Origin of the sequence: Psychrobacter sp. Ps7 (assembly GCF_022129225.1) — a bacterium.
Classification (GTDB): Bacteria; Pseudomonadota; Gammaproteobacteria; order Pseudomonadales; family Moraxellaceae; genus Psychrobacter; species Psychrobacter immobilis_A.
In genome coordinates this window covers 234,965-245,504 of sequence record NZ_JADQAH010000001.1, presented here as the reverse complement: position 1 = coordinate 245,504, position 10,540 = coordinate 234,965, and the positions used below count along the sequence as shown (strand labels likewise).

The window sequence follows — 10,540 nt, the reverse complement described above, 5'->3', positions numbered from 1 at the left end:
TGGCCGTCTTTAGTAGGAATCCCCCTCCTTTGAGGGCGGGGAGGAAGTCAAAGTTTAGACTCAGCTTCAAGTGAGCACGTTTAACTACTTGGGAATCGAGAGCATGTCAAATCACCAATTAGACAATGCATCAAATAAGTCAGTCAAAAAAGCGGTATTGGTCTTATTTCATAACGATTTGCGCATAGAGGACAATGAAACGTTAGTCAAAGCGGCGACATTGACTAAAAGTAATCAAGGCAACCTGATGCTTATCTATGCTGGTTTTTTGGCTGATTGCATTGAACCGAAAGAGAGCCGTCAAGCTTACCACTTTAATGAGATGGGCGCTGCTCGTCAGCAGTTCTTGTCTGAGAGCTTGGCTGATTTGGATCGATCGCTTCAGCGCCTTGGTAATCGATTGCTGTATCTGTCGCCAAGCTATTCATCAAAGAGTCAGTTGTCACAAGATAAGGTGGAGTCTGCCTTAAACGCCTTTACTCAGTTATGCCAGCTCATTGAGCAGCAACAAGTCACCGATATCTGTGTCAGCCACACGGCAGATTATAATCAAAATAAAGGCTATGCTGCCTTGCAGAGCAAATATCCACAGATAATATGGCACAGGCAATCAACCCATACGCTATTTGCTGATTTACCGACACAAGACCTGCCCAAAAGCTTTACCCAGTTTCGCAAAAAGGTTGAAGCAAGCCATGATTTATTGAATGCTGACGAAGAGGTGGCTGTTTTTCCTACGCCAAAGTCGCTACCGCCAATGCCTGATGCGTTGATAGCGCATAGTAAATACCTTTTTAAAACACAACCATCTGATGAGCAAGCGCTTAGTTTTAAAGGTGGTGAAACAAATGCAATGATTCATTTAACTCACTATTTCGATTCTGCTGCGCCGCGCACTTATAAAACCACACGTAATGCACTGGATGACTGGACGCATTCCACTAAATTCTCGCCTTGGCTGGCAAATGGTTGCTTGTCTGTGAAAATACTATTGAATCGCTTACGTCATTATGAGCGTGAGATTATCGCCAATGAGTCAACGTATTGGATATGGTTTGAGCTGCTGTGGCGCGAGTATTTTTATTGGTATGCGATTGAACATGGTAGCAATCTATTTTTGTTTAAGGGCATTGGTCATGAATTACCAGCTACTCATTTTGACGATCAGCGTTTGCAGCAATGGCAGAATGGCAGCACGCCATATCCTATCGTCAATGCCTGCATGAATCAGCTAAAGCAAACAGGGTATATGTCCAATCGTGGCAGACAAATCGTTGCTAGCTGCTTTATTCATGAGCTGGGTTTAGACTGGCGTTACGGTGCAACCTATTTTGAGCAGCATCTTATCGATTATGATGTCGCGAGTAATTGGGGGAATTGGCAATATCTAGCGGGCGTAGGCGCTGATCCAAGAGGATGTCGGCAATTTAATCTTTGCAAGCAAACCCAGCAATACGATCCCAATGGTGAGTTCATTGATAAATGGCAAGGCGGTCATGTAAGTTAAAGCAGTTTATGGATTTTAGAGCACCAATACTAAATAGCACGTTCTAAACCGCTTAATAGTCTTATTAGCGGTTATTTTTTATGCTAATAGCAAACCGTTATAATGAGTTATAAAATTATCACTATTGTATAACTCATAACATTCATCTAAAATGAATCTTTAGGTTAAACTTTATTCACATGCTTCTAAGAAGACTGCCATGCAATCGATCAACTTACCCAGCAAGCCGCCCAGCTCTCCGCATCCTATTCTGAATTTGAGCTTTCGAATATTTTTTAGTGCTGCCGCGCTATTTGCCGTGATAACGATGCTGCTATGGTCTTTTGTATTTACTGGTCATACAGATATTGACGCACAAGCACTGAACCCATTGTATTGGCACGGTCATGAGATGGTCTATGGTTATGCCTTGGCGGTCATTGCAGGATTTCTCCTCACGGCAGTGAAGACGTGGACAGGGGTAATGATGCCGCATGGTTATAAGCTGCTGGCTATATTTGGCTGTTGGCTGCTGGCACGTTTGAGCTGGGCAGGTTTTGGGCTTGGTATGACGGTTGCGGGTAGCAGTATATCGTTGTTATATATCGCCGCAGTATTTGACTTATTGTTTATCGCTTCGATGGCATTTGTGATATGTCGAGCGGTATTACAGGTCAAGCAGTATAAGCAAATGGGTATCTTAGCGAAACTGGCATTATTGACCGTTGGCAATGGAATCTGCTACTGGGGTATTATCAATGCCGATATGAGTATGACTAAAATAGGTATTTATCTAGGGTTTTATTTAATTATCGGTTTGGTGCTGACCATTGGTCGCCGCGTGGTGCCATTCTTTATTGAACGTGGTCTGAGTCTTGGAACGACGGAAGTCATCAAGTTGCGCAATAGTAAAGTACAGGATATTGCGAGTTTATTGTTTTTCTTAGCGTTTTTTATCAGTGACTTGTTTTATCCTAATCAGTATCTGCTGACTATTACGGCGCTTGGCGTAGCAGTGGTTAATATCGTCCGTTTGGTAGGCTGGTATCATCGCGGTATCTGGCAAAAGCCATTGCTTTGGTCATTATATGTTGCATTTTTGGGCATGTGTTTGAGTTTTCTGCTGTATGCGCTGCAACCATGGTTGGGCTATACTCATAGTATTGCGATGCATGGGCTTGCCATTGCAGGCGTTGGTATGATGACCGTAGCGATGATGACGCGGGTATCGCTTGGTCATACGGGACGCAGCATTCATCAGCCGCCCAAGACGGTGAATATTATGTATGGTCTGATGGTATTGGCATTTGTCAGTCGCGTGCTGTTGCCGCTTGCCGATATGAGTCACTATCTATTATGGATCATGATTGCCCAAGGGGCGTGGATTGCTTGCTTCGTGCTATTTTGCATCAGTTATTTGCCGATGCTGGCACGTCCTAGACCTGATGGTTTGTTTGGTTAGAGCCTGTAGAGCCGTTATAATGCTATCGCCAAAATAATAGGGTATTTATCCAAGTCTATCGACTGATTGTTGATGTTTTTAAGTAGATTATTTTGCAAATGTTATAAGGTTTTAAGACCTTTGTTTTCCAGACACTGTTTGTTTGAAATACCGTTTGTTTGAGACACTGACTTTTCAAGACCCTCATTTTCAAACTTATAGAGTTACATTGCTAAAATTTAAGCTGATACATATTTGAAAGATTTATATAAAATAGGAGCGCAAATAAATGCGATTGACCAATTATAGCGATTATGCGCTGCGCTCATTGATTTACTTGGCAGTGAGACCAGAGCCGCCATTACTTGCAAATATCAGTGATATTGCCGACAGTTATGGCATTTCTAAAAGTCATTTGACCAAGATTATTCATCAGTTGGGTCAGCTTGGTTATATAGAAAGTGTGCGTGGTAAAAATGGTGGTATACGTTTGGCTCGTGCGCCAAAAGACATCAATTTGGGTGTATTAATTAAAAAAATAGAGCCGGACTTTGATTTGGTCGAGTGTTTTGCGACACCCGCGAATGATAAGAGTAGTGATGGTCGACAGACTGGTTTGCCTATTACGCTTATTGATGAAACGACAAATAACGCTAGAGGCTGTGTCATTAGCCCAGCATGCCAACTAAAAAGTGTATTCTTTGAAGCATTAACGGCATTTATTAACGTCCTTGAGCGCTATACCTTGGCAGATATCATCAATAACGAAGATGAGCTAGCGTCTTTATTGTTTCGTTAATAACTTTTGATGTTGATGGCGTCATTGCAAAAAAGGGAGCGACCATCTTGGTCACTCCCTTTGTTATGCTTCTAATGTGAGATTATACGGTCAATTAAGCTTTTTCTAATTTTGGACGGGCTTTATCAATGGCTTTTAATAGCGCCACTTCAAATTCACCGTCATTGAATGTCACTAAATAGGAATGTGCGGCGCAGAAATTACGCGCATCGCGCCATTCATGTGCCAAATTGCTTGCCCAATCGCAGTATTGCTTGCCTGCATCGGGCTCATTTTTTAGCGCTTTTTTGGTCGTTGGGTGCAGTATCAGTTCAGGTAATATCGCCTCTAATAACTTCATCGGTGGACTCATAAAGGTATCATCGACGTGCAAGCTTTGACTGGCAGGATGATAGGCTAATAGTGAGCCTGCATGAATCATCTCATTGGGTGAGATATAGTGGATGCCTTGTGACATTGAGAACTTAAGCTCAGGGTAACGCTTGGCGACCGCATCGCTTTCAACCAAGTCATCTGCCCATTGTACTTCAGGTACTTTTTTATGGTGGCGGCGACTGCCATAAAAGGTCGCCTGCGGGAAGTCTTTTGCCATTTGTGCACAGTGCACCGTATGGAATGGGTGGACGTTCAGTACTGCTTCGACATCTTGACCATTATTGGTTAATGCCATCACCTCATCGCGTACGTCACCAGTCAATGAATAACTATCCAAAAATATAAACTTTCCTGAGTTTAACTGTATAAGTGAGCACTGAGTGCCAATGTTTAGAACACCGCCAATGCGAAAAGATCCGCGTATATTCCAAAATCCTGCCCCTAAATCATGAATTTTATCGGTCATTGAAATTATTCCTTAGTGTTTTTATTCGAGTTTTTTAATGTCTCAGCAATTTTAATAATGAATATTTCTTATCAGTAGATGACAACTTATTATAATTGATATCTTATTATGGTGAGTCATGTACCTAAAGTCTGTTATAAAAAAGATGTTGATTGTTAGGTTCAGTGTATAACGTTAAAGTCGGATATAAGCCTATATTACTCGAGGGTCATTGTCATTCATAGCTTATAATTTATAGATTATTATTTAATGAATCTGTATAATATCTCTCACTATTTAATTTGTATTTGAAGGTTGAGTCATGAGATTTTTTGGAAAAATGAGCGCATCAGCGGTTATGGCAACGATGTTATTAGCAGGTTGCTCAAGCCTAAACAATGATAACAGCGTCACTAAAATTGACACTATCCAAGCTGCTCAAACCGCACCAGTCCCACAAGTGGGTTTTCGTTTCAGCACTACTGAGAATTTTGATCTTGCCAATCAAAACAAACTTTCTTGGCGTGTGTTTTATGACAAACCCTCCACAGGTGCATATGCTACTTGGTTTGACGCCGTAAAACATGGTGATCTAGCCACGGTCAAATACATGGTTAACAATGGTCAAGACTTAGAAGTTAAAGATACAGGTAGCCTTAACCAAACGGCGTTAGGCTGGGCTGCTTTTATCGGCTATGAAGATGTGGTCGATTACTTAGTCAGCAAAGGTGCTGATATCTATGCTAAAGATGACGGTGATGTTTATAACGTCATGAAATCTGCTGTACTGGGAAAAAATACCAATATTGTCAAAAAAGTACATACGTTATTGAATGAAAAAGCGCCTGTGGACTTAAATGATCAGACGGTAGAAAGTGATGGTGAAACCTTGATTATGGTTGCAGCTAGTAATAATCGCCTTGAAACTGTCAACTATTTATTGGCGCAAGGTGCTAATCCAAATCTAGTGGCAACGACCAAAGACAAAAAAATGGGCTCATATAATCAAGGTGCCTATTCATATGCGTGTTCGCGAGATTTGGTTGATATGCAAAAGCTATTAGCCGCCAATGGTGCCGTTAATCATCGCACTGGCAAAGCGAGCTGTGAATAATTGCGTTAATGATTTTATAAAAAAGGCTGCCATTTCGGTAGCCTTTTTCTATGCTAAGCGCTCCTAAGTCAGACGTTGACCAGCGGATCGTTTATAAGTGTCTAGTTTATCAGTGCTTTTCTCATGAGTGCCTCGTTTATGAGCAGTTTTTATAGTCGTAAGCGGATATACGAGGATTGTTGCCATAGTTGTCGTTACTACATAAAAACTGATCAAAGCGGGTATCGCCATTAATATAGCGATGCATCCAAGCAATACCGGGCTTGCTCAGTAATATCTCATTAAAACGATAACTTGGACAAAAATGGCTACCGTTCTTTATCTCAATCTTCATTTTTGCGCCTGTAGCCTTATCATAAAAACGACTGCTGTATTTTTTATTTGAGGCAATACGGTCATTTTGGCAAGTAATGAATAAAGCAGGCGTGTTCATTTCGCCATAGTCTTTATCGTGATAGGGCGTTTGCGGAATAATCGCTCGAACCGTCTGACGTTTTGTCGCTAGCTGGAGCGCGCCGCCGCCGCCCATTGACCAGCCAATAGCACCCAAGCGTGTACTATCTATCTGAGCGCCTACCGTATTGTCACGAAGCATATGATCAAGCGCGGCACTTAACTGCGCCGCACGGCTCTCTGGGTCATCATAAATGGAGTTGGTATCGATGGTAATAACCACAAATCCCCAAGATGCCAAACGCGGCCCCCACCATTTAATAGAAGATTCGTAGGACACATAACCCGGTACTACTGCGATTCCGCCTAACAGACCACAGCCGCCTGCATTGGTTGGATAATAAATAGTTCCGCCACCAAAGCCGTTGGCTAACTGACGAGGAACGGGTTTTTTGGCCACCGAAAAAGGCCCTTTATCACGCGTATCTGAAAGATTAGCCGCTGTAATAATACTGTCGGCGATACAGTTTGACGGCACGGCTGGTGCTGATACAGACGATGTTATTACAACCGCTGACGCTATCGGGGTTGATACTATTTTGGTCGATTGCTCTTTAATTGTGAGCTTGTTAGTTGCGGCTACTTCGTCTAACGTAACTGCCGACGCACTTATAGAAAAAACCAATGCACCTATAGCGACAATCCATTGCGAATAAAAAGGGTATTTGGGCATGATAGAGAGTCTGCTATAGGTGAGTTGGATTTTGCCGCAGGTTATATTTTGTGGGTATAAGTTTTTGTAGATCGCATTTATATATAATAGATCAAAATAATAGTAGACAGTAATCTGCTTGCTGTCAAAAATATACGTCACCTACGCAGTATACAAAGCAGCAATTTTTAGTGTTCAACAGACCCTAAGCATCAATAAAGCAATACCGATAACACACCGAAACCAGAGTCTGGTATTTGGTGTGCTAAAATCATACCTGACGGCTATCCCTAGCATCAGCCATTATTGTCATCATTGTTTTCGTCATTGTTTCAGCTATTATCGTCCTATTTCTATTACTCACGCCAGATCATCCGCGTCCAACATAGCCTGTATCCCTGTGAAAAATACCATCAGTAAATCCCAAAATAATATGCCAGAACCTCTATCTACACCAATCAATAATGCAACATCGTGGGTCTTAAAACTCACCATTGGCTTGATTGGGATGTTTGCTTTTTTGCAAGTGTATTCTATTCAGGCCATTTTGCCCGTATTAATGGTAGACCTGTCTGCAACTGAGGTGCAAGCTGGCATGATCGTCGGTGCAACGGTGATGGCGATTGCTATTATGTCGCCATTCTTGGGCATGCTGTCTGACGCTGTGGGGCGTAAATCCTTTATCGTTGGCGCATTATTATTTTTAGCGATACCAACTGCTTTAATTGCCCAAAGTCCGAGTATTGGTTGGATGGGTATGTGGCGGTTTATGCAAGGGTTGTCTGTACCGGGCATTACCGTGGTGACGATTGCTTATATCGGTGAAGAGTTTGAGGGACGCGCTGTCACAGAACTGATGTCGTTCTATGTCTCAGGCTCGGTACTTGGCGGCTTCATGGGGCGATTTTTGCTTGGGCATTTGCACGAGCTTATCGGCTGGCGTGCAGGCTATTATGTGATGGCAGCGATGACCCTTATCGGTGCGCTGTGGGTCGGCAAAATGCTGCCATCGTCACAGCAGTTTGTGGCCAATCCGAATTTTCGTTCCGCGATGCAGACGCTCGGTGAGCATCTAACCAATCGTTATGTGGTGACGGCTTGTCTGCTAGGAGCGTGTGTTTTATTCTCACTCGTGGGTTGTTTTACCTTTATCAATCTACATCTTGCTAAGACGCCATATGAGTTGAATACGGGTGCGCTTGCCAATATTTTTGCCGTTTATTTGATAGGCGTTGTCATCACGCCATTGTCGACGACCTTGCTACGTCGCTTTGGTTCAGCGCGCACAGTGCGCGTGGCTGTTTTCGTTTCTATGATTGGGGTGCTGTTAACGCTAGTAACGCCGTTAAGGGGCATTATTATTGGTCTTGCTATTATGTCCTCAGGTGTCTTTATCACCCAAGCTGCTACCATCAGTTATATCGCCGTCAATGTTAAAAAAGGGCGCTCATTGGCGTCTGGTTTATATTACATGGGGTATTATGCTGGCGGTACGATGGGTGCGTGGTTATGCGGTATGGCTTATGCGCGCGGGCAGTGGTCGCTCACAGTATGGCTGCTCTTATTTGTACAGATTTTGGCATTACTGGTTGCCAGTTTTGGCATGATTAAAACAAAATCACGCGCGGCTTGATGGCTGTTTTTGAGCAATTTTCATCAAGCTATTGCAGCTTAGGATGTTTACGTAAGGTTGCTTTACATAGCGTCGATTTTTTCTTACTATCGATATAGCCTGTTCAATACACCTTAATAATTCTATTAATAATGTTAGCCACTATCACTTTTTAAACAGCCAATTTTTTATAAGTAAAAGCTAAAATAACTAGAACTGCGTGCCATCAATTATCCATGATTCACCCGCATAATAACTTATCCGCATGACCAACAAGGACGTCACATCTATGTCAAATATTTACCACAGCGCCCCTTCTGCTTACGATTATCCCTTATTAGTTAAGCAACTATTGAACCGTGCCAAAACGGTGTCGCTAGAGCAAGAAATCGTTTATGCTGACAAAAAACGCCTTACCTATAAAGATTTATTCAATCGTATCAATCGCTTGGCCAATGTCTTAGTAGGTTTAAATCTAGATGCAGGTGATATAGTGGCGGTGATGGATTGGGACAGCCATCGTTATCTTGAGTCGTATTTCGCGGTACCGATGTCAGAGTATATTTTACAAACCGTTAATATCCGCCTATCGCCAGAAAAAATTCTTTATACCATCAATCACGCTAAGCCAAAAGTGCTGCTGCTCAACTCTGAGTTTGCGCCATTGGTCAAAAGCTATCAGTTTGAAAACTCTAGTATTGAGCACATTATTTGGCTAGATGATGATGGCGTGACATCTGAAGGAGTCTTCGGTGGTAATCAAAACCGCGTAGTAGGTGAGTATGAAGCGTTATTACAAGCTGCCGATAGTGAGTTTGACTTCCCAGATTTTGATGAAAACACCATTGCCACGACGTTTTATACCTCAGGCACGACGGGCGATCCAAAAGGCGTATTCTTTAGCCACCGCCAGCTAGTATTGCATACTCTTACCGAAGCGGCGACATTAGGTATGCTGCCCGACAAGCAAGGCGTCAGCTACGGTGATGTCTATATGCCGATGACGCCAATGTTCCACGTACATGCGTGGGGCTTTCCATTTACTGCGACCATGGCTGGTCTGAAGCAAGTGTATCCGGGACGCTATGCACCAGATGTGTTAATGGATTTGATTATTAATGAAAAAGTTAGTATTACCCATTGTGTCCCAACGATTTTGCAAATGGTGCTCAAAGAAGCGCAAGATCGCGGTGCTAGCTTTAATGGTTTAAAAATGATCATCGGTGGTTCAAGGTTGACTGAAGGCTTGGCAAAAACCGCCATGGCACAAGGTATCGAAGTATATACTGGTTATGGTATGTCAGAGACAGCGCCCCTTATTAGCTTGACAGAATTTAGTCTCGACGAGCCTGAAATGAGTGAAGATGAAGATATCGCTCGCCGTTGTATGACTGGTAAGCCCGTACTGATGGTGGATGCTCAAATATGGAGTAGCAATAATGAGTCGGTTGGTACCGGTCAAGACAATACTGGCGAGCTGGTATTGCGCGCACCTTGGCTAACGCAAAGCTATCTAAAAAATGACGATGCGGGCAAAGAGCTGTGGGAAAACGGCTATATGCACACCCAAGACATTGCTTATATACGTCCTGATGGTTATATTAGAATTACTGATCGCTTAAAAGATGTCATTAAGTCAGGCGGCGAGTGGATATCGTCATTAGAGATTGAGACGATTTTGTCGTTACATCCAGCGGTCGCTGACGTATCTGTGATTGGGGTACGTGACAAACAGTGGGGCGAGCGTCCATTGGCCTTGATTGTGTTAAAACCTAATGCTCAAGACACGAGCGTTGATGATATCAAAGCCATTGCTGAGAAAGCTGTAGAGCGGGGTATTATCCCGAAATATGGTGTGCCAAGTCAGTTTAAGTTCGTCAATGAGCTACCAAAGACTTCTGTTGGTAAACATGACAAAAAAGTGATGCGTGAGATGTATGCTGATCAAACTGAGGTATAGGCTTAAAGTGGCTTAACTATTGAGCAGATAACTGGCTTAATAGTTGACCTTTATTGTTAGCTCTGCTACATTTTAAACCGATACCTACTAAATCGATACGTAGTGTATCGGTTTTTTGTTCTATTAGAGATAGCTGGCAGGGATAGCCAATCTTTACTATGACAATATTACATCGTATTACCCATCATTTATGCTAAGGACAG

The 10,540-nt window shown here is 42.7% G+C and carries 8 protein-coding genes; 6 read left to right on the top strand and 2 right to left on the bottom strand.

The window, feature by feature from the left end; genetic code table 11:
* The first annotated feature begins 103 nt into the window (after positions 1-103).
* The 3 genes from I3257_RS01000 (at position 104) to I3257_RS00990 (ending at position 3,726) form a co-directional block, all read left to right on the top strand.
* Positions 104-1,507, top strand: coding sequence for a DASH family cryptochrome (locus I3257_RS01000; protein ID WP_109590056.1), 1,404 nt, complete (start codon positions 104-106; stop codon positions 1,505-1,507).
* A 199-nt stretch (positions 1,508-1,706) separates the two neighbouring features.
* The gene (locus I3257_RS00995; RefSeq protein WP_087815877.1) at positions 1,707-2,948 is read left to right on the top strand and encodes an NnrS family protein; all 1,242 of its coding nucleotides are present in this window, start codon (positions 1,707-1,709) and stop codon (positions 2,946-2,948) included.
* A 268-nt stretch (positions 2,949-3,216) separates the two neighbouring features.
* Positions 3,217-3,726 (top strand): Rrf2 family transcriptional regulator, encoded by a 510-nt coding sequence (locus I3257_RS00990; RefSeq protein WP_087815879.1) that lies wholly within the window; start codon positions 3,217-3,219, stop codon positions 3,724-3,726.
* 94 nt (positions 3,727-3,820) lie between these two features.
* Here the strand turns inward: I3257_RS00990 and I3257_RS00985 are convergent, their stop codons facing one another.
* Complete coding sequence (locus tag I3257_RS00985; RefSeq protein ID WP_109590054.1) at positions 3,821-4,567, bottom strand: hypothetical protein; 747 nt, start codon at positions 4,565-4,567, stop codon at positions 3,821-3,823.
* Positions 4,568-4,868: 301 nt separating this feature from the next.
* Between I3257_RS00985 and I3257_RS00980 the strand changes: the two genes are divergently transcribed.
* Positions 4,869-5,660: an ankyrin repeat domain-containing protein gene (locus I3257_RS00980; RefSeq protein WP_238048513.1), complete on the top strand. Its 792-nt coding sequence runs from the start codon at positions 4,869-4,871 to the stop codon at positions 5,658-5,660.
* A gap of 136 nt (positions 5,661-5,796) precedes the next feature.
* On the opposite strand, the gene I3257_RS00975 is transcribed toward I3257_RS00980, so the two are convergent.
* Entirely contained in the window at positions 5,797-6,786 is a 990-nt protein-coding gene (locus I3257_RS00975; protein ID WP_109590052.1) for a dienelactone hydrolase family protein, read from the bottom strand.
* Positions 6,787-7,198: 412 nt separating this feature from the next.
* Between I3257_RS00975 and I3257_RS00970 the strand changes: the two genes are divergently transcribed.
* Positions 7,199-8,398 carry an MFS transporter gene (locus I3257_RS00970; protein WP_238048525.1) on the top strand — a complete coding sequence of 400 codons (1,200 nt, stop codon included), beginning with the start codon at positions 7,199-7,201 and terminating at the stop codon, positions 8,396-8,398.
* 268 nt (positions 8,399-8,666) lie between these two features.
* On the top strand, positions 8,667-10,337 hold the full coding sequence (locus I3257_RS00965; protein WP_109590049.1) for a fatty acid--CoA ligase: 1,671 nt from the start codon (positions 8,667-8,669) through the stop codon (positions 10,335-10,337).
* The last annotated feature ends 203 nt before the right edge of the window (positions 10,338-10,540 follow it).

Excerpts from the sequence above, each read along its gene's own strand:
- I3257_RS00985 (WP_109590054.1), bottom strand. The coding sequence starts at position 4,567 with ATGACCGATAAAATTCATGATTTAGGGGCAGGATTTTGGAATATACGC.
- I3257_RS00980 (WP_238048513.1), top strand. The coding sequence starts at position 4,869 with ATGAGATTTTTTGGAAAAATGAGCGCATCAGCGGTTATGGCAACGATG.
- I3257_RS00970 (WP_238048525.1), top strand. The coding sequence starts at position 7,199 with ATGCCAGAACCTCTATCTACACCAATCAATAATGCAACATCGTGGGTC.
- I3257_RS00990 (WP_087815879.1), top strand. The coding sequence starts at position 3,217 with ATGCGATTGACCAATTATAGCGATTATGCGCTGCGCTCATTGATTTAC.
- I3257_RS01000 (WP_109590056.1), top strand. The coding sequence starts at position 104 with ATGTCAAATCACCAATTAGACAATGCATCAAATAAGTCAGTCAAAAAA.
- I3257_RS00975 (WP_109590052.1), bottom strand. The coding sequence starts at position 6,786 with ATGCCCAAATACCCTTTTTATTCGCAATGGATTGTCGCTATAGGTGCA.
- I3257_RS00965 (WP_109590049.1), top strand. The coding sequence starts at position 8,667 with ATGTCAAATATTTACCACAGCGCCCCTTCTGCTTACGATTATCCCTTA.
- I3257_RS00995 (WP_087815877.1), top strand. The coding sequence starts at position 1,707 with ATGCAATCGATCAACTTACCCAGCAAGCCGCCCAGCTCTCCGCATCCT.